The organism is cf. Phormidesmis sp. LEGE 11477 (assembly GCF_015207105.1).
Classification (GTDB): Bacteria; Cyanobacteriota; Cyanobacteriia; order Phormidesmidales; family Phormidesmidaceae; genus Phormidesmis.
Genome location: NZ_JADEXO010000052.1, coordinates 1 through 19,402 on the forward strand (window position 1 = coordinate 1; position 19,402 = coordinate 19,402).

Consider the following 19,402-nt stretch of genomic DNA (forward strand, 5'->3'; position numbering starts at 1 on the left):
AGCTATTTGACGCCTAGTGAATTTGAAGAAAAGTGGAGGAAGGAGCAGTAATCGTCTAAAGGTGATACGAACAAGTCTAGACTTTCTATCACCTGATTTTACTGTCCAAATTTAGGGGTTCACTTCATCTCTTCGTAGTATTGGTTGGTTGCTTGGCGCTCTGCAATTGTGTAGGTCATAGAGTCTGTAATTTTCTAAAAGAAGAGATAGCTGATTCCATATCTCATAGTGCGGGTGTCTGCTACTTCTTTTCCCAGTTCTTTTATTCCGACCAGTTATCCGGTTCGATTTCACCTAAATCGATGTCAGGTATAGAAACAATTTCAACATCAATCCAGTCTATCTCCATCTCTTTCTCTTTTAAATAAGGTACAAAGTGAATTTTGATCTCTACGCCGAAATTGGCTTCAGAGCTTGCAGTACCATTTCCCAATGATAGCTCTTCTTTGTCTATAGAGTCATATATGACAAATGAAAAGGTAAATTCAAGATCTACATCAACGTTTAGGGTAGATGAAGCTACTAGAATCTCCTCACTAAAGTCAATCATTTCAATAGGAGATTCGAAAGTAAATCCTTTAACATCAGAAGTTACTTCCTCTTGTTCATGTCTCCCGAAGCTAGGAACTGCCTCCGCCCATATCTCGATATCTTCAAATTTCTGAGATAGGGCGGACATAATATCCTCTCTTAATTTGTTAGGCTGCTCGCTTTCGTACCGATGCAGTAGATCAATGTAAGTATCACGAATAGAATTAGTGAGAGCCCTGGGCGCGGCACAACTCACTCGAAAACCGAGATAGGGATGGCGAGACTCGGGCGAAAGGGAGGAGCGGGAAGCAGAGCGGCAATACCCCGGCAAGTCAAGCCAGGAACCGCCACGGCGGACACGGCCAGCTCTTTCGTTATTAGTTAACCACGCACTGCCATCAGCAGGAGCACCCTCGTAGTTGCTATGCCAGTGGTCTTGGCACCACTCCCATACATTCCCATGCATATCACTCAAGCCATAGGCATTAGCAATACCAAATTGGTCGATTGGCGTAGTCATCCGTCGATACTCACCTTCTGGCCCATTTTCATAGGCACGGCGACCATCATAATTGGCTACTTCGGTATCAATTATTTTACCAAAGTGAAAAGCTGTGCTTGTTCCGGCCCGACAGGCATATTCCCACTCGGCCTCTGTGGGCAGGCGGTACTCACGCTCTGTATATGATGATAAACGGTCACAAAATTCAACTGCGTCATACCAAGAAACCCTCTCAACAGGCAACATTGCTTCCTTAAATTGGAAAGGATCAGGGTTCAGTGGACGTCTTACTTGTGGCATAGCAGCGACTACCTTCCATTGCGCCTGAGTTACCGGATAGTGGCTCATGAAAAAAGGCTTTACCGTGACCTCATGCTGAGACGATTCCGAGGTCACATCTTCTGTCGGAGGCACATACCCAGGCGAATCATACTCATCCTGAGGTCCCAAACCTGAGTAGCCAGAAGCACTACCCATCGAGAAGCTTCCACCAGAAATCGCGATCATTTCTAGGTTTACCTCTTCCGATAGAACTTCTATGAAGCGACGAGCCTGCCCAGCAGATCGCCGCACCTGCCACTGCCCATCCACTCTGTTCAGAGTCGCTACCATAAACTCAAACGTTTCGAGACGGTCAGTACTTTTCGGCTCATCTGTTGATTGCGTCCCAGCTTTTTGTATAAAGACTGGTAGTGAGTTTGCCATACCGCTGAGTTCGATCGCATTACAGCCCAATTGATAGGCAAATTCAATCGAGCGATCGGCTCCTAAAGCTTCGAAAAACCCCACAGCAAACTCAACTGCCGCTTGCTCGGCATAGAACTGATCCCATCCAATGACGTAGGGAATATGTTGAGCAATCGCTTCTGCCTGGGCCCGCGCGTAGCAGCCATTAAGAACAACACAATTGACCTGGTCTGCAAATGGCCTAAAAAGCTCTGCTAAGGCTGTACTCGATACACGAGTTGGCTCACCTCTTGCATTTTCAAAAATCACTCCCGGCTCGCCACCTCCGGCCCCAGAAATATGAACGACATTTGGACTAGTCTCCAACAGCGCCCGTTGCAAATCCCCGAGTTGCACGACAAACATTTGTTCAAAGGTAAAAGCATCACGCATCCGCGATCGGCGTAATCCTTCTTCAATTTCGCGGATTTTTGCACCTAATCTCAGGCGTGACATAGACTGCGGATTAGCCGCTAAGAACAGAATTTTCTTGACTGTAGGCGCTGAGGTTAAGGTACGAACCGTAAATTTTTCAGTCAAAAGAGGGGGCGGGAAAGCAGGGGCTTCGCCAAATTGAGCTTGGAGGAAGTCAAATGCTTCAAGCTCTGGAAATTCAACGTCTTCTTCATTGCGTGCTAAGAGAACACGCTGTAAGCTCCGCTGCAACTCGCTAAAGAGGCCAAAACGCTCGGCCTCTTTAACCTGACTAGCCGACTCAATTAAACGGTTACGAAGCCCCCGGCTAATTTGTATCTGTACGCCCTGTCCCGTTTTCCCCCGATTGCAGATATTGTCAGGATGGATACCCCCAGGGTCAGCGTCAGAAAGACTAAAGCCCGCTTCCGCCAGCGCCGAACAAATTGAGTCCTGAAGTATGCGATCGCGACCACCGACTTTAATAAACGATTCTTTACCCTTACAGCCATGAATAGAGAGCACCGTATCAGCCTCGCGAATCATCTCAACTGCTGTAGGCTCATCAAACTGAGTGCTGGGCACATACAAGGATTGACCAGTCTCTGGCTTGAGGCTGACAAATGAATAAAACGAGTGAAAATCTCCAGCCACTGCATCGGCAATTTGAGTCGTACCCGGCTGAATGTTTCCGCCGTGAATTGCCAATATCACGACCCCCGACGTTCCCTGCCGAGACCGAATTTCGTAGTCTTGCACAGCGGCTTCTTCCTGAACCAGCTCTGAAAAACTACCGTATCGAGGCTGATACACCCGCTCAATGCGATTGATGAGATCAGCATGCTCACCCCCCCGTCGCCTCAGCACATCTAGCAAAATACCTGCAAAAGGTTTAATCTCCTCTGTCCCTTTAGAAGTCAGGTAGGCTTGAAAATCCTCTAGCCCATAGCCAAACCGTTTATTCAGCCACTCAGAAAGCGCCGCAAATGTATGCTCTGGCAACACCGTATCTTGCGCCAGCGGGCGGACACCCTCATGAAAAATATATTGAACTTGATCAGCAGGGGCATATGCACTCATCGTTTTCTGAGGCTTAAACAATCCACCAAACAACACTTCTGCGACATGCACTTGCTGAGAGTCTGTCAACAGTGCAGCTTGCACCATTCGGATCACCGGCAGGTTAATTTCTGGGCATGCAGCCAGCAGCCCTGCCAACCGTCTTGCTAACGGAGAAGAGAAATCTCGAAACTGAGTCATCCGCTCTTGAGCTGTTAGCTCTGGGGTCGAGCTGTCTATCGAATCTTGTGTCCTCGCGTTTAGCTCAGATGCCAGCTGCCCTACCGTCACGGCAGAAAACACCAGCCCTGGAACACTCACCGACGTTCGACCAGCCACCATTTGACTCCAACGACTAGCCACTGCCGGTTCTAGCGTCATCACAGGCACTTTTACGCCACCCGTCGTTTGTCGCTGCCAGCGATCGCGGCGCATAAACCGCAGCGACTGACTCGGCTGCCCAGCCCTGTCAGCCGTCATTTGCCCTTTAGTCACCTCATCGAGGGCCGTTCGACTCCACAACCACTCTGGCAGTACCTGCACTAGTCCTAGAGGTCCTCGCTTGGCCCACACTTGTAAAATGTCTCGAATCGGCTGCTCATCCCAGCGCGGATCGATACAATCGCTCACCACCAAAATTAACCGCCGCCCTTTTGGATCAAGCAACTCTTGCGGACGGCAGGGCGCTTGGCAAACTGCAGCCAAACCGAACCCGGAGCGTAAGCAAAGCCGCTGAGCAAGTTGCCGATCTGGCCCTGGAGCCAAGTCATTCACGGGAAGGGCCGACGTCAGGCTCCACAACCGCACATCGCGAAACACGCCTGATTGGGCGAGCACTCGCCGCAGTCGCAAAATAGTCCGCTGCCAGATTGCCATTGAAGGAGTCGCATCGATCACCAGCGCCAATTCTAACCAGGGCTCTAGCAGGGGCCTTTCTTTCAAGAGCCAGAGGTCTGTCTCAGCTATTGCTTTTACCGTTGCAGGCACATCTAGATAGGTCCTCTCAGTAGAGGGAACTAACCGAATCAGGGGACGAATCGCTTTCAACAGTTCCAAAGAGCGTCGCAGCGCCGTCGAATCAGGAATCGCGAGTGGACTTGCTGATTCGGCAATTGATGCTGATGCAGCAGTCTCTTGGGCAGGTCGCGTGGTCACACCTGCTGTCCCACTGGTCTGGGGGCGAGACCGTTCAGGAGGCTCAACCGGCAGAGAATCAGCAAAGGAGGACATCTTCTCAGCCGCTGTATCTTCCGCTCGAGCGGATTGGAGCGGATCTTCCTCAACCGGCTCAATCTTTTCGACGGTTGTCGCAGCCGATTGCCACTGCTGAAGCGCTAGCCAGAGGATATCTGATATTTCCTCGGCAGTTAAATCTTGGTATTTTTGCTCTAGCGCGGCGACTAGTTGTTCAATCATCCGCCGCTCCCTAGACCTGAACTCGTTAGCGCTGCCAGCAGTAGCTGCTCTAGGTCATCATCCGGATCAACCGCAGCGCCATACTTTCTCAAATACACTGCATTTAGCAGCTGATCAGTCGCTAACAACGCTGCTTCGGAATCTGTTTTTTGAAAAAAGCGACCTACTAAATCCTTTACCTCATCGGCGACTTCCTGGGTAAGGTGGGCCTCAACGATTTTGAAGAGATCTTCTTCGGCTGGCTTAGGCATCTCAATACGCAAGCAGCGACGTAGAAACGCAGGCGGGAAATCACGCTCACCATTGCTTGTCATCACAATCAACGGGAAGGCATCACACCTGACTTGACCGCCCTCGAGTTCTTCTCCAAAGTCATCTGCCGTTCTGACTTGCGTGATATTCGCCTCAGTTGTCCCCTCAGCTAGACGCACCAGTTCCGCAATTTCAAATTGGCCCTCTTCTAGTAAGTTCAGCAGGTCATTCGGCAAATTGATATCACTCTTATCGATCTCATCGATGAGTAAGACTCGAGGAAAAGGAGTCGGCAAAAAGGCAGTTCCCAATGGCCCTAGCTGAATATAGTCACCTATGCTCTTTTCCGGCGGGATGTCTTCGCCTGCCTCTACTTTCTGCTTACGTAGCTGAGCATCTTGCAAACGGGCGATCGCATCGTAACGATACAGCCCTGCCTCCAAGGTCGTTCGCGCCGTAATCGGCCACATCAGCACTGGCCCCAGTGCCAGTTCGTAGGCCACAGCATAGGCCAAAGATGTCTTGCCCGATCCTGGCCGACCGGTTACGAGCAAGGGCCGCCGCAAGGCCAAAGCCGCATTCACAGCTTGAATTACCCTAGATTGATCCTTGCGAATGCGAAAGCTTTTTCCGCGCAGGCGATCGCGACTATGACGCTCCGACTGGGCCTTCTCTTGCAACCTGTCCCAATAATCAGCCAGCTTGTCTTGGTATTGCTTTTGCGCATCGGTGAGCTCCCCATCAGCCTTCATCAATGCTCTGAACTGACGCCATGGGGGCGGGGGTGGTAGCTGAGCGATACGGTTAGGGGCAAGCTCCGATTCACCCCGAAAAACCTCCCAATTTGTCGAATGCATTTCACTCATGCCCGCAGCCTTCTCCTCTTATTACCGCGAATGTTCGTCAGCTCCGCAATTGACCTGGGCTCATCACACCAAAGCGCCAGTAAACTACCCTCTGGCCTCTTTCGAGCTTGGAGTATCGTCTCGAAAAGCTGCTCTATCTGAGCAACATCGGCAGATGCTAACCAATCTTCCATTTCTTGAGCCAATGCATCTTGGCGCGCCTTCGATAGATCTTTATGCCGAGACCACAGTAGCAGGGGCACGCCATTATTTAACATCCATGCAAACAGCTTTTCTCGTTGCTGTAGATACTGAGAATCACAAATTGGATAGACCATGGACAGCCCCGGCACAGCCTTTTTGACCTGCACTGATTCTACTTCCGCCTGACTCCAGCAATCTAGACAATACGGCAGTTGAATATCCGAAGCTACTAGACCCTCTGATGGGGAATCTGACTGTATCTTCTGCCATATCTCATTCAACTTCAAGAACGCTTCAGGCACCTTTAAGCGGTCATAAGAGCGCACCAAAACCTTATACTGCTTGCCAACGACTCGACCCTTCGTTTTTCTATTAGCCAGCAAGTCGTAGATATTCCAAGTTTCGGTTGCAGCACTTAAATAGTCGAACGGTAGCCAAAATTCGACCGTTATATCAAAACTCGGACAGGCCTGCAGATGATATTTTTTCTGAAGTAAAAGGCCACGGCTCTTAATCGCTTCCATCGCTTTGTCTAACCACTCTGGAAAGGCCTCTTTAATCTGTTCAAATGTTCCTTGCGAAGAACAACTGCTCTCACCCGTACTGTCATCCACGGAACACATCTCTAGGGCAACACTCTCAAATTCAGGATTCGGATCGTCTGATCCCATTCGAGAAACCACATAACCACTCACTCCACACTCAGCGGTCTCAAAGGCTTCCACTACGACCAAAAAGCTAGCCTGCGGATTCTTCAAGAAGGCGTCCAATGGACGCTCTAACGGCGGCTCGAGAGATTGCTCAGATAGCTGCGGAGGTCTCAGCGCTGGAGGCAAGTCATCTAGCCACTGCTTCAACGACGCAGGAATACTGCCAGATGTGAGCTGGGCGAGATTTTCAACAAACAACACAATTGGAGAACAGCCATCATAATTTCGCGATAGCTTGAACAGATACAGCTCAAATAGGACCAGTAGCTTAACCGAGCCACTGAACTCGCGATGGCGAAGCTGCTCTCTTAGTTTGGGCGCTTTCGTCTCCAGATCGCCTATGGTCTCTCGAGTAGCGGATAATACCTGCTCAGCAAAGTCCTGCATCTGGGCAAAAGGACGCAGAACCGAAACGAGACTCGTTATCATTGCTTCATTCAGAAGCTCGTTCGGGTTGACAATCAACAGATTTTCTAAATTCTGCGAGATAAATCGCTTAAGCTCTGAGCATCCTGGCTTGCGAAGAGCAGAGCCTACTGTCAAGTCAAGCAGTTTCCCATTTGCCGCCGCTGACTCTACTACCTTGTCAACGGTTACACCAAACGATTCAGCATTCTGTATGATGCCATTTAGACCCGTTCTCAGACTGCGCTTCACCACAAATTCCAGATCTCCCTCGCTTGAGAAAGCTTTGAGCAAAGCATCAACTAGGTCAAGCTTTAAATCAAAAACTTGATCGTCCGTAAGGCTCATAAGTTACAACTTAAAGCTAAGCAACTCCATCGTTTCTTTCCTCAAAACCCTTACTGACCCCAGCGCTGTGCTAACGTCCTTAACTTTGGATTGCCGGGATTTTTCTTGAGGGCACCTTCCATTAAATCTTGCAATTTTCCTTGAGCTTTTGACCATTCAACCACCCGATCTACCGTGACTTCATAACTGGTAGCCCCTTGACTAATGACATTTAAAGGCTGCCGTAAGGCCCTTTTTACCATAAAAGCCAGTAGCTCTGAGTTTGGGAAGGCGGAAAGCAGGGCTTCTACGAGCTGATCATAGTCGTCCCCGCTTAGCTGTTCGGGCACCTGCATTGCTCCAACGCCCTGCTCCTGAGCATTTCGCCCAGATTGAACATTTGGACCGCTCTTCTGAGCGACTGGGCGCTTCACAAAGGCCAGATCCGCCTCATCCACCAGCACCACATTGTCTAAATCCAGATCGCCTCGCTGCCGTCCCTGAGGCATTTGGGATATCCCTGAGACAACTGACTCGCGGGTCAGCTCACCCATCACATAGTGCTTTAGCGACCCTACCGTCACCTGCCCACTATCCGCCACCTTCGCAGCACCAGCTAACCCAGACAGCACATAGTAACTAAAGAGGCCATGCTGTAGCTCTCCAAACTCACGCGACACCTGTTCAGCCGTACTCGAAGCTAACAGCGCAAATCCTTCCGGCCTGCGCTTGTACACGTCTTGAATAAACTCAGACACGACCTCAATATTACGCTCATCTGTGCCCTGCCCCATGCGGCAAGCATCTAGTACCAGCACCAGTTGACCTGCTCCACTTTCGCGCATCCAGCGCTCTATAGCTGACACGGCAATCCCAGTGTCAGCTAGCGTCTCCGCGCGCGTATCTTCTACCACCAAACGCGGTGTTCCATCACCCTGGCGCGTTCCATGGCAAGCGAAATAAACCAACAATAAATCACCCTTGCTAAACTTATCCTTTAGCTTTTTCAACTCCGCCTCGATATAGCCGTACCGAGGAAAGCGCGCATCGCGCATCGGCAGCTCGTCATGCAGGCATACAACCGTATAGCCCACCTGTCGAAGCAGCCCTTCTAAAGACACCACATCGTTGACGCAGTAGCGCAACTGAGGAAACGCTTTGTCTGCGTAATCATTAATGCCTACCAAAACAGCCCAGCGTTTCTGTGTTGTCACAATTTGCATAGCGTCAGTTAAACTTCCATTCAGGATTAGCCTAAAAGATTAGGGTCACAACTATTTATCAAACTATCAGCATCCCTGCAAAAAGCGGAAATGAACATTTCCGCCGCAAGCGGACGGAGCATCACTTCTCGACGCTCACACGCTATTCGTGTTACTTTTTTGATTCAAATCGAAAAGTAACACGAATACAGCCAGAAAATTTGAATCTTTCTCTTGTTAGCCTATACCAGGGACTCGGCATAGTACCTTCCGCTTTACTAACCTTTCAAATTGAGAGCGCATCGACTTTGCGGCTACCGCATCCGATAACAACACACCTGCTTCTATATTGCGCTGATGAGCTGCCTCGGTGAAATTGGCAGAGGTGACCAGTAGCTGCTTATCATCAACTACGACGCACTTAGCGTGCAGGCAGATGCGGGAAGCATTCTCTTTGGATAAAGACCTCGGATCATAGAAAACTTCGGGCATCTGCTCACCTGGTCAGATACGCCTACGGAATAGTTCCGAAAACTCACGTAGCAAAGCTGCTTCAGACTTAAGGTTCTTGCCGTAGGGACGTTTTATATTAATGAATAAACGAACCTGCAAGTCTGAACTTTCGCTCATTCGTTGTGCAAGGGGTTGAAAGAGTACCTTTGCCTTTTCCCCTGTATCTAGAGCATAGCTGGAAATTAAAACGTTCTTTTCTGCGCTGCTAAAGAGTTCTCTTACAACAACGCGAGTGTCGCGGCTTTCTGTACCCAGGACTTCTTCGCCTGTCCAAACCAAATCAATATCGTTGCGCTTTTGCTGTGATCGCCCTCTTTCTTCAGCCAGCAGTTTGAGCATGTAAACCAAATGCTGCCCCTGCATTCCTTGCTCGCTGAGCCGGTTGATCGCGCTTGCCACTTCCGTCATTAGCACATTAGGCACTACATTTGCTAGCGCTGAAGGATGGCAAGGCAAGCGAATACGATTATGCGCGATCGCATCCATCAATCCCTCCCTAGCAGACCGACTGAGCTGGTGAAATACCGAAGCCATAACTTAATTCAGCGATGCTGGAAAGAAAGCAGCACCCGTCGTTTCTACGGTATCGACTACCAACGCCCGAATCTAAAAATTCATTGCCTTGCTCGCAAGAGGTTTTGGAGATGAGTACGCAGCCGTGGCAAGCCGCGCCGTGGCGAAAGCGCTCCTCATAAAGTTCATCAGGCGTGTGCTGTGCGCAGACCGGATCATTAGAGCAAAGGCGGCCAGATTCTAAAGCCGCTAACAAGTGATGCTCTAGTTTCCGCCCAATTTGAATCAGTCCACCTAGCGTCCCTTCAGAACCAGATGACCCCGTATAAATGAGAATTTCAGCTATTGGGAAACACTATAGAGTCTGTTGAGAGACGCTAATTTCTCTACTAGCTGGCTTTTCACGCTCTCCGGAGAGAGAACCAAGCAGTTCTCGCCATAACGGAATATTTCCCTAATAAACCAAAATGTGTTCGATACACGCCTCACTATATAGCGTGCATCGTTAACTATCTTATCTTCAATATCATCTTGCTGCGCCTCATAAGCATGCATCAACCGATCAAATATTTTAAATTTCACATCCACATAGTCGAGGCTCTTTCGCCAATCGCCATTCACAGGCAGTATATTGATTATTCTGTCCAAACGGAAACAACGGTTATGGAGCAATTCAGGCAGCTTAGATCTTTCGGATAACTCTTCGCACCAAGCTTCTACATAAAATCGTTTTTCCCAAAATCGAATCTCGCAATAGCGCACTGTAAACTCTAGCTGCTGCTTTTGAGAATCTTCGTATACTAAGCGAAAAGGCTCCTGGTTAGAGATCTGCTGGTCAATAAATCTACGCCAGGGTTCAGTAGGATGACTAACTTGCTCTAATAGCAACTGTCTCAGAGGGGTTTCTAAACTGGCTCGCTCTAATAGGAACAGAACCAACGTCTGTGCATCGCCTATATAGCCAGAATCAACCAAAAGACGAATAGCCTGACTAAGCGCTGCCACCTGCGAGTCGCTAAGTGTAAGTACACTTTCCAGATTAACCTGTCCTTGTGCGATCGCTACGACTAGGCCAGAGATACTGGGATTATTGCCCCATTTAATATCTAGACTAGATGCAATTGCCTCTAGTTGAGCCTTTGTTCCAGGAGGAATGGAAAGTGTAATTGTCTCTTTTTTGCGCGCCATTTGCCTTTTGTAATTGCACTTTTATTTTTTAGCGGCTATGATAAGTGCAGAAACAAAAGTAACCTATGCTTCAGCACATCTAAGATTCTACTTTTTCCTAATATACAGAGGTCTTAAGTACTCTTCTGACTAGAATTATACCGCGTAATTTGCAAGTATGAAATCCAGGTTTCACAGAAGTACAAAGCTGTCTGACGCAATATTAGATTTTCAAACCCTCTTAAAGCATAAATAAAGTTGTATGACTGCCAACATAGTTTTTTTTCCAGTCGGAAACGGTGACATGACGCTTCTGACCACAGAAAGCGGCAAGACCATATTGATAGATGTCAATATACGCGAAAAGGGAAGCGATCCCGATGACGAAACCCCCAACGTTCTAGAGATGCTTAAGCAGCAACTCAAGCAAGATGGGTATGGACGTTTATATGTAGACGTATTTCTTCTATCTCACCCAGACTTAGATCACTGTCGAGGAATTTTAAAACACTTTCGCTTAGGAGAGCCAGATGATTGCCCAGATGACAAAATTTTGATTTCTGAGATTTGGTCATCACCTATGGTCTTTAGGCGTGCTTCGAAGAAGCTGACTCTTAGTGAGGATGCCAAAGCTTTTAATACTGAGGCCAAACGTCGTGTCCAATTACACAAAGAAAGTCAGAAGATAGAAGGTCATGGAAATCGAATACAGATTTTAGGAGAAGATGAAAACGGGAAAACTGACCGGCTTGGAAAAATTCTTGCCAAGACAGGTTCATTTATTCCATTAGTCAATGGAGTCCCAGACTCTTCACTAAGTGCATACTTACTTGGCCCATTGCCAAAATCTGAAACCGAAGAAGATGAAGAGACTCTATCAAAGAATAATTCAAGCGTCATAATTCACTTCACAATCGAAGGAGATGGTAAAGGTGATGCTTGTTCATTTCTAACTGGAGGTGATTCTGAGGTAGTTATATGGGAAACCCTGTGGGATAAGTATAAAAACACGCCCTTTCTTAGCTATGACATTTTACAGATTCCTCACCACTGCTCCTGGCATTCAGTGTCTCACGATAGCTGGAGCGAGTTGGGCGGTGAGGCTGAGGTCAGCGATGAGGCTAGATATGCACTTTCTCAAGCAAAGCCTGGCGCTTTGATTATCTCAAGCAGTAATCTGATCGAGGACGATGACAACGATCCTCCATGTATTGCAGCGAAGAGAGTCTATGAAGAGATCTTGGAGTCCCCTACGGTAACAGGGCGTTTCTACTGTACGGGTAGTTATCCGACAGAAGAACAGCAAGACCAGCTCGCATTCGAGATTACTAACGCTGGCCCTAAGCTAGAGGATATCCTCGATTCAGGCAGTCCCTTTATACAAGTCAGTCGTCAGCCAATACCACATGGATAGAGAAAGTACCTACCTACCTAAAGAGTATGAAGATGATATGACGGAACCCATTCAGGGTTTTGTGAAGCTCCTCAGCAACCATTCGAGAGTGAATGATTTAGCTCTAGAAGGCTCTTTGGAAGAACAATCTGAGCTCAAGATATTAGCTCATTTACGGCTAGAGTTACCTAGTAGATATATGGCAGCAGGAGAAAGCCCCAATGGAGTGCGCTCAGTAGAAACAATTACTTTTGGGTTTCCTCCGGCATTCCCAACCTGTGCACCTTCCATAGAACTAAGGGCTAACTTTCCTCGTAACTTTGCGCATGTTCAGCCCGGCGCGACAGATCAACCACCTGTGCCATGTATCTTTGAAGGTGACATAAACGAACTATATCTAGGCGAAGGGTTACTGGCAATTCTCAATCAGCTCATAAAATGGTTAGAGAATTCGGCAATAGGCAGGTTAATAGATTTTTCTCAAGGATGGGAACCAATTCGTCGTGATGCTCTAGAAGATTTTATCGTTATCAACCCAGATAAGATAAGGTCACTTGTCGGCAGAAATAGTAAGACTAGCTATTTCCCATTCTATTACCGTAGCTATAAAACCAATAGACGTCAGGGTACCAAGCTCTCTAGGAAAGCAAAGCTGTTGACAGGCAGAATACTCGAGGATTCTTTAGTCATACACTATCAGAATACTCGAGTGTGGATTGAGAATGTCTCTCCTTCCATACAGGGGAGGAAGGGTCAGAGTATTTGCATTGTCGCGACTCCAGGAAAGGATGACTCGGGTAAACCATGCATAGTTTCTGACTATCAGCCAGAAACTGTAGTTGATGCCAAGACACTTTACCAACAAGCACAAAAATATGGCTGTGAAAGTAGTCTAAAAGGAGGTGTTGCCTCAATAAAAGAATCTCTTAAAAAGTGCATCCCAAAGATGAGAAAGTATTCTGCGATTGATGTACCTGTTCTTAGTACCTCTTTCCCTATAGTCGTAATTTTATGCGTTCGAAGACCTTGCAGATTAATTGGAGAAGACTCCAACATAGAACTCATTCCATATTGGTTTGAGGCATGCGCTCCTAATCTATTACCTAACGGTGATAAGACGCCTGTTTTTCCCATCGGTGCTCTTGATGTGCTACAGCCCAAACTGCTAGCCTCACTATCAGGTCAAAAAGAAAGCTACTCGAATAACAACGTATCTCTACTCGGGTGCGGAAGTTTAGGTTCAAAAATTGCTATTCATCTGGCACGATCTGGAAAGGCTCCAAACCGCGTAATAGATAAAAGTGTGTTGCGTCCTCACAATGCTGCTAGGCATGGGCTTCTTTTTGAAACAGATGACATTCAACTTGGGTGGTCGCAGTACAAAGCAGTTGCGCTAAAGGATGCAATCGTCTCACTAGGGCAAACCACAAAACCATTTGTAGAGGACATAAGCCTTATCTCTACTAGCCCAACTCTTCGCAAGAAAATATTCCCGCAAAAAAGTTGGGCTCTGATCAATGCAACAGCTTCTCTCGCTGTAAGAAATTCTTTAGCAATGATGCCTTCAGAGACCCCTTCAGCGAGAGTTATAGAAACTTCTCTCTTTGCTGCTGGAAGGTTTGGGATTATAACTATTGAAGGCAAAAAGAGAAATCCAAACTCATTAGACCTCATAGCATTAGTCTATCAATATGTTCTTGATACTCCAGGGATGGCCAGTGCGTTCTTTAGTTCAAAGAATGATCTACATTATCGTCCCATCGGTCAAGGCTGTAGTTCTTTGACTATGGCTATTCCTGACTCATTAATATCTATGTATGCAGCTTCAATCACTCAGGGACTCTACTCTCTGATGAATACTGGATTCACCTCTGAAGATGGTCAGATTCGTATAGGAACAGTCTCCGATACCGGAATGGATCTCGCCTGGAGCACTCATTGTGTGCGCCCAATGAAAGTTATTGCCATGGACAACTCTAAATCTTGGACAATTCGTTTGTCCAGCATTGCTGAGTGCAAAATTACTGAGGAGTGCAATCAGTGGCCATCTGTTGAAACTGGAGGCATACTGATTGGACTACTGTCAGAAACTCTTCAGAGCTTTATAGTAACTGATATTTTAAAGGCTCCAATGGATAGCCTTAGAACTAAGAATACCTTCTCTCTCGGGGTTGAGGGACGAGCATCAATGATAGGAAAGCACGCAGCCTCATGTTCTGGAGCACTTTCAGTGCTAGGAACATGGCACTCTCATCTATCAGACACTGAGGCTTCAGAGCAAGACTATGAAACCGCTAGAAAATTCGCAGCATTCAGCTCAAATCCTCAAGCACTATTGATTAGGAAACCATCAGATTATTCTGCACTACTTTGCAAATAAAAGGAGATTAACATTTTGGCTAAAGAAGCGACGCTCAAGAAACAAAACCTTAAATACATACAAGCATTCATTGCCCTAAACATTCTCTTATTTTGCTGGCAAGTAACAAAAATATCATTGATAGATATTTATCAAACTGATAGCATTCCTATCGACTGGATTAAAAAGCTTCAGATATTCTCATTGCTAGCAGCAATCACGTTTATCATCACCAATATTCTCTGTGGTTTAATAAAATCGGAATGCAAAAGTATTCTGGTATTCTTTAGATTAAGAAACCCACTTCCGGGTTCTCGGGCGTTTTCTAAGCTCATGGTCTTAGATCCAAGAATTAATGAAGACGTCCTACGGCAGAAGTTTGGCTTGTTACCTCAAGAACCAAAAGCGCAGAACAAGCTCTGGTATGCTTTGTACAAACAGCACGAAAATCACCAGATTGTACTGGAAGCGCATAAAAGCTATCTTCTAATGCGTGAGTTAATGAGTGTTTCATTAATCTTATCGTTAATTTTAGGAATATTTGGTTTCTGGCTAGGAGCTGATGCCACTTTCTTACTTCTTCATGTTTTTATTCTTTACGGCATTGCCATCTCAACTGCAATTTCAGGAAGAAACTACGGAGAAAGATTTGTAACTAATGTCCTAGCAATTGAATCATCTCAGTACGTTAGAGCTGTTGAGATATAGAGCCCATTTGAAATCTTTCGACAGTTGCGTCACCATGGTAGAAGCCGTCAAAGCAAGGGAGAATGAGCTACTCAAGTAATCTGACCGATAAAGAATGGTAAGTCCTCTGGGAGGACTTACCCAAAGACTTCCCCCCATACTCAACCGTCTTCTATCACTACAACCAATGGCGCAAAGCAGGCAGCATTGAGAAGCTGATGAAGTTGCTGCATGAGTGGGTTCGAGCGCAGGTAAAAAACTAAATGGACAACCCTAATTCTGGGTGACTCGCAGGCTGTGAAGAACACTTGCAACGCCAGTGTTGGGTCAAAAGGATTCTGTTTCTACAAAGCGACGAACGGTATCAAACGTCATCTAGCCGTTGATACGCTTGGCTTTCCCTTCTTCACTCTTTGCACCCCTGCGAATGTGTCAGACGATGCTGGATTGATTGAAATGCTCATCAGAAATATTGATTATTTTCGAGCCAAGCCGGTGAACATTCCTAAAATCACGATCCTGTTAGACAACGGCTATCATCCTGATAAATTGAGTGAAGCGCTAGAGTCAGTGTATCCGAATGTGATGAACAAGATTAGATTTGAGCTAGCCCACTTCATTACTATCCTGCGCCAGGAGCTGGCGACCCGAGAGAGTGCGATCGCCTTCACTCAATACACCGATACGATGGACTTCTTGCGCGAGACAGTGCGGCAGCTTTATGGCGCTCAAGTTGCTTGCTACTCTGGCCGAGGCGGTGAGATGTGGAGAGATGGTAGATGGACAGTTGTTTCAAAAGAGAAAATTAAAAAACGCTTTAAGAAAGGCAAGATCAAGATTTTGCTCTGTACGGAGTCAGCCAGTGAAGGACTAAACCTACAAACCTGCGGCGTCCTAATCAACTACGACATGCCCTGGAACCCGATGCGAGTAGAGCAGCGCATTGGCCGGATTGATCGCATTGGGCAAACCTACTCTGTTAGGCGACAGTAAGAAAGACGCAATTAGAGCGCCACGCGACAGCTCTATGACGCTTCGCCATAGAGCGCCAATGTAGGTGTCGTGACAGCAGAGTAGAAAGCAAAGAAAAGACACTGGATGGCAACCCAACTACAAAAAGGGAAAGCCGCCAGTGTCCAATCGAATTATCCAACGTTATCAAACCCGCGTGTATATGAATGCGAGAGAAACAGGCGCTACGCAGGTGGAAGCCGCAGCGGTAGCGGAAATATCAAGGCGAACAGGTCAGCGCATAGAGTCAGGGTCATACCATCCGAATCGGGGACGACCGCGAGACTGGCGCACAAGCCCCGACCCGCTAGCAGCGGTATGGGAGAGCGAACTAGAACCGATGCTGCGCAAAGAGCCGAGGCTAAAGCCGACGACGCTGTTTGAGTATCTACAAGAGCAGTATCCAGGCGAATATGCCCGAGTGCTTCGCACCGTTCAACGTCGGGTGCAGATGTGGAAAGCGGTACATGGGCCAGCGCCAGAAGTGATGTTCGAGCTGCGTCATGAGCCAGGAATGATGGGGCTTTCAGACTTCACCGAACTCAAAGGCGTTGAGATTACCATCAACGGCAAGCCGTTTGAGCACCTGATCTATCACTACCGCTTGGCCTACAGCGGCTGGCAGTATGCGCAGGTGATACAAGGCGGAGAGAGCTTCATCGCGCTATCAGAAGGTCTGCAAAATGCGCTGCACGCCAGTGGTGGCACACCGAAGCAGCACCGCACCGATAGTTTGAGCGCTGCCTATCGTAATTTGCGAGGGGTACGGCGCAAGCGTCTAACCGAGTACTACCAGGAACTATGCGACCACTATCGTTTGGAACCGACGAGAAACAACAAAGGCATTGCTCACGAGAACGGCAGCATCGAGTCGCCTCACGGCCATTTGAAGAACCGCATCACGCAGGCGCTCTACATGCGCGGACACAGCGACTTTGAGAGCGTAGCAGCCTATCAACAGTTCGTTGAAGTATCTGTTGATAAGCTCAACAAGCGGAGTGCTAAGAAGTTTGCAGAAGAGAAAAAGTACCTGCAACCTCTGCCGAAGTATCGCGCCTGTGACTACGAGGTACTGACGGCTCGGGTGAGCCGCTACAGCACGATTGAAGTGCGCTGCGTGCTATACACGGTGCCGTCTCGGTTGATCGGCAGGCAGCTAGAGCTACGTCTCTATCACGACCGCATTGTAGGCTACCTCGGTCGTCAGATTGTCGTTGAACTCCCGCGACTGCGGGTGAGTGCCAAAGGCAAGCGCCGCGCCAGATGTATCAACTACCGGCATGTCATAGAAGGGCTCAGAAAAAAGCCTCGCGCTTTCCTCTACTGCACCTGGCGCGATGACCTGTTGCCGAACGACCACTACCAGCGGTTATGGCAACAGATCAAAGAGAACTTTGAGCTAGATTCAGCCGCCGTGCTCATCGTCGAAGCCCTTTACGTCGCAGCCACGCAGAATAAAGCCCCGGCTGTTGCTGACTATCTCGATGAGCAGCTAGCAGCAGGCACGCTCACGCTGCTGGGCTTGCGCCGCCATTTTCAACTACTCACCGGCACGCAGATGCCGACGGTGAACGTCAAACAACATGACCTATCGACCTATGACCAACTCCTTAGCCCCGTCCACCTTGTCAAAGATCTCGAAGCGCCAACAGAAGACCCAACAAAATCAATCGAACCCAACGACAGCAGCGCCGAGCCCATACCAAGACCTCAGCGGCCATCTCAAAAGCCTGCGTCTCTCGCATATGCTCAGCCATTGGGAACGGCTCGAACATCAGGCCATGCAAGAGCAGTGGTCGTACGCCCAATTTTTGCTCAATCTCTGTGTATTAGAGGTGGACAGACGTTGGGCTCTCCGTATCAAGCGGGCCTTGAAGGAAGCGCACTTTCCTGGCACCAAAACGCTGTCCAACTTCGACTGGACGCATATCCCTGACTTCAATCCGGCTCCACTCATGCAGCTAGCCACTGATGTCGGCTGGCTAGAACGAGCTGAAAATTGCTTAATATTCGGCCCGAGTGGCGCAGGAAAAACCCATATCTCGATTGGCTTGGCACGCGCCACCATTGAGTTAGGCAAACGGGCCAAGTTCTTCTCTGCCACCAGCCTGGTGCAACAACTACAACAGGCCAAACTACAGCTAATGCTGCCTGCGATGCTCAAGAAGCTTGACCGCTATGACCTGCTCGTCGTCGATGACTTAGGCTATGTCAAAAAGTCTGAGGCCGAAACCTCGGTGCTCTTTGAGCTGATTGCTCACCGCTATGAGCGGCGATCTCTGCTGATCACCGCCAACCAACCTTTCAGCCAGTGGAATACGATCTTCGCTGACGACATGATGACCGTCGCTGCTGTTGACCGCTTGGTTCACCATGCCCTCATTGTCGATATCCATTCTGAGAGCTATCGAAAGCGCTCGGCTGCGAAACGGGGCGAAGGTGCTGAAGTGGCAACCAGCAAGGAGAATAGCCCCGAGCGATCATAGTTGTCGCGCCGATCATAGTTGTCGTTTAAACAGGGAGGTGGAACCTTTTTATCTTATAGCTGTCGTCTAAGCGCACACGTAGTTGACATTTGATACTACTCCACCGTTCGGATTCATAACTTCTACTACGACGGGACAGTTGAGGCCAAGGTTTACCGGAAGCTACGTGATCGCATTGACGCATTTTCGTCTGTCGTCGGTAACTTACAGCCAATTTTGGCCCAGGTGCCTACCTTTATTGAGCAAGCCACCATGAGCGTCGATCCTGAAGAAGAGGACGTACTGCTCTCAGAGTTTGAGGCTGTGCTGGACGCGCCAGCTATCCGACCAGCCTTGGAAGATATGGTCAAGATGGATGTGGAAGCAGACTTGAAGGAGATTCGTAAGCCTTTGCCAGCAGCGCCGGTTACGGCTGCTGAAATTCGAGAGCTGTTTACGTGATCGCATCTACTCAAAGCTAAAGGCGTTGAATTTTCTGAAGTCGGGACCGGCATCTGGGAGCTGAAGCATGAAGGCACTGCTTACCAAGTGACCTTCGACCCTGCCCTTTTTGAGGAGAGACCTTCACTGCGTCTCATGAGCTGGGGCGAACCCTTGTTTGAAAATTTGGTGTTGCTGATTTAGAGTATGAACTGATAGCTGAATACTAGAAGGCTCACCCTGATTTGCACAATTCATGC

The 19,402-nt window shown here is 48.2% G+C and carries 13 protein-coding genes and 2 pseudogenes; 8 read left to right on the plus strand and 7 right to left on the minus strand.

Translation table 11 applies throughout. The annotated features are described in order from the left end of the window. Positions 1-262: 262 nt before the first annotated feature. The 7 genes from IQ256_RS15525 to IQ256_RS15550 all read right to left on the minus strand — a co-directional run bounded on the left by IQ256_RS15525 (position 263) and on the right by IQ256_RS15550 (position 10,807). Entirely contained in the window at positions 263-4,648 is a 4,386-nt protein-coding gene (locus IQ256_RS15525) for an SAV_2336 N-terminal domain-related protein (RefSeq protein ID WP_193856460.1), read from the minus strand. Continuing rightward, positions 4,645-5,766, minus strand: a complete 1,122-nt coding sequence (locus IQ256_RS15530) for a MoxR family ATPase (protein ID WP_228024925.1) — start codon at positions 5,764-5,766, stop codon at positions 4,645-4,647. The genes IQ256_RS15525 and IQ256_RS15530 overlap by 4 nt, the downstream gene beginning before the upstream one ends. After that, a complete protein-coding gene (locus tag IQ256_RS15535; protein WP_193856461.1) occupies positions 5,763-7,412 on the minus strand; it encodes an effector-associated domain EAD1-containing protein in 1,650 nt (549 codons plus the stop codon). Before IQ256_RS15535 ends, IQ256_RS15530 begins: the two co-directional genes overlap by 4 nt. A gap of 50 nt (positions 7,413-7,462) precedes the next feature. After that, positions 7,463-8,614, minus strand: coding sequence for an effector-associated domain EAD1-containing protein (locus IQ256_RS15540; RefSeq protein WP_193856462.1), 1,152 nt, complete (start codon positions 8,612-8,614; stop codon positions 7,463-7,465). Between the two features lie 216 nt (positions 8,615-8,830). Then, positions 8,831-9,085 carry a phospholipase D-like domain-containing protein gene (locus tag IQ256_RS29695; protein ID WP_228024926.1) on the minus strand — a complete coding sequence of 85 codons (255 nt, stop codon included), beginning with the start codon at positions 9,083-9,085 and terminating at the stop codon, positions 8,831-8,833. Between the two features lie 12 nt (positions 9,086-9,097). Further along, a complete protein-coding gene (locus tag IQ256_RS15545) occupies positions 9,098-9,640 on the minus strand; it encodes a hypothetical protein (protein WP_228024927.1) in 543 nt (180 codons plus the stop codon). A 321-nt stretch (positions 9,641-9,961) separates the two neighbouring features. Next, positions 9,962-10,807 (minus strand): YafY family protein, encoded by an 846-nt coding sequence (locus tag IQ256_RS15550; RefSeq protein WP_193856463.1) that lies wholly within the window; start codon positions 10,805-10,807, stop codon positions 9,962-9,964. Positions 10,808-11,048: 241 nt separating this feature from the next. Here IQ256_RS15550 and IQ256_RS15555 point away from each other — a divergent pair, with 241 nt between their 5' ends. The 8 genes and pseudogenes from IQ256_RS15555 to IQ256_RS29700 all read left to right on the plus strand — a co-directional run bounded on the left by IQ256_RS15555 (position 11,049) and on the right by IQ256_RS29700 (position 19,163). After that, positions 11,049-12,200, plus strand: a complete 1,152-nt coding sequence (locus IQ256_RS15555; RefSeq protein WP_193856464.1) for a metallohydrolase — start codon at positions 11,049-11,051, stop codon at positions 12,198-12,200. Beyond that, positions 12,193-14,559, plus strand: a complete 2,367-nt coding sequence (locus IQ256_RS15560; protein WP_193856465.1) for a hypothetical protein — start codon at positions 12,193-12,195, stop codon at positions 14,557-14,559. The genes IQ256_RS15555 and IQ256_RS15560 overlap by 8 nt, the downstream gene beginning before the upstream one ends. A 15-nt stretch (positions 14,560-14,574) precedes the next feature. Continuing rightward, positions 14,575-15,246, plus strand: a complete 672-nt coding sequence (locus IQ256_RS15565; protein WP_193856466.1) for a hypothetical protein — start codon at positions 14,575-14,577, stop codon at positions 15,244-15,246. Between the two features lie 119 nt (positions 15,247-15,365). Further along, positions 15,366-15,488: pseudogene (locus IQ256_RS30430) on the plus strand (transposase); the annotation flags it as partial. A gap of 34 nt (positions 15,489-15,522) precedes the next feature. After that, positions 15,523-16,218, plus strand: a complete 696-nt coding sequence (locus IQ256_RS15570) for a helicase-related protein (RefSeq protein WP_370623458.1) — start codon at positions 15,523-15,525, stop codon at positions 16,216-16,218. Positions 16,219-16,357: 139 nt separating this feature from the next. Next, positions 16,358-18,082: pseudogene (gene istA / locus IQ256_RS15575) on the plus strand (IS21 family transposase); the annotation flags it as partial. Continuing rightward, the gene (gene istB / locus IQ256_RS15580; protein ID WP_193856467.1) at positions 17,982-18,722 is read left to right on the plus strand and encodes an IS21-like element helper ATPase IstB; all 741 of its coding nucleotides are present in this window, start codon (positions 17,982-17,984) and stop codon (positions 18,720-18,722) included. The pseudogene istA and the gene istB, both read left to right, overlap by 101 nt. Before the next feature lie 216 nt (positions 18,723-18,938). Beyond that, positions 18,939-19,163, plus strand: a complete 225-nt coding sequence (locus tag IQ256_RS29700) for a hypothetical protein (RefSeq protein WP_228024928.1) — start codon at positions 18,939-18,941, stop codon at positions 19,161-19,163. The last annotated feature ends 239 nt before the right edge of the window (positions 19,164-19,402 follow it).

What these genes read in the sequence shown, in the direction of transcription:
- istB (WP_193856467.1), top strand. Translation starts at nt 17,982, where the DNA reads ATGCTCAGCCATTGGGAACGGCTCGAACATCAGGCCATGCAAGAGCAG.
- IQ256_RS29695 (WP_228024926.1), bottom strand. Translation starts at nt 9,085, where the DNA reads ATGCCCGAAGTTTTCTATGATCCGAGGTCTTTATCCAAAGAGAATGCT.
- IQ256_RS15555 (WP_193856464.1), top strand. Translation starts at nt 11,049, where the DNA reads ATGACTGCCAACATAGTTTTTTTTCCAGTCGGAAACGGTGACATGACG.
- IQ256_RS15535 (WP_193856461.1), bottom strand. Translation starts at nt 7,412, where the DNA reads ATGAGCCTTACGGACGATCAAGTTTTTGATTTAAAGCTTGACCTAGTT.
- IQ256_RS15540 (WP_193856462.1), bottom strand. Translation starts at nt 8,614, where the DNA reads ATGCAAATTGTGACAACACAGAAACGCTGGGCTGTTTTGGTAGGCATT.
- IQ256_RS15550 (WP_193856463.1), bottom strand. Translation starts at nt 10,807, where the DNA reads ATGGCGCGCAAAAAAGAGACAATTACACTTTCCATTCCTCCTGGAACA.
- IQ256_RS15530 (WP_228024925.1), bottom strand. Translation starts at nt 5,766, where the DNA reads ATGAGTGAAATGCATTCGACAAATTGGGAGGTTTTTCGGGGTGAATCG.
- IQ256_RS15545 (WP_228024927.1), bottom strand. Translation starts at nt 9,640, where the DNA reads ATGGCTTCGGTATTTCACCAGCTCAGTCGGTCTGCTAGGGAGGGATTG.
- IQ256_RS15525 (WP_193856460.1), bottom strand. Translation starts at nt 4,648, where the DNA reads ATGATTGAACAACTAGTCGCCGCGCTAGAGCAAAAATACCAAGATTTA.
- IQ256_RS15560 (WP_193856465.1), top strand. Translation starts at nt 12,193, where the DNA reads ATGGATAGAGAAAGTACCTACCTACCTAAAGAGTATGAAGATGATATG.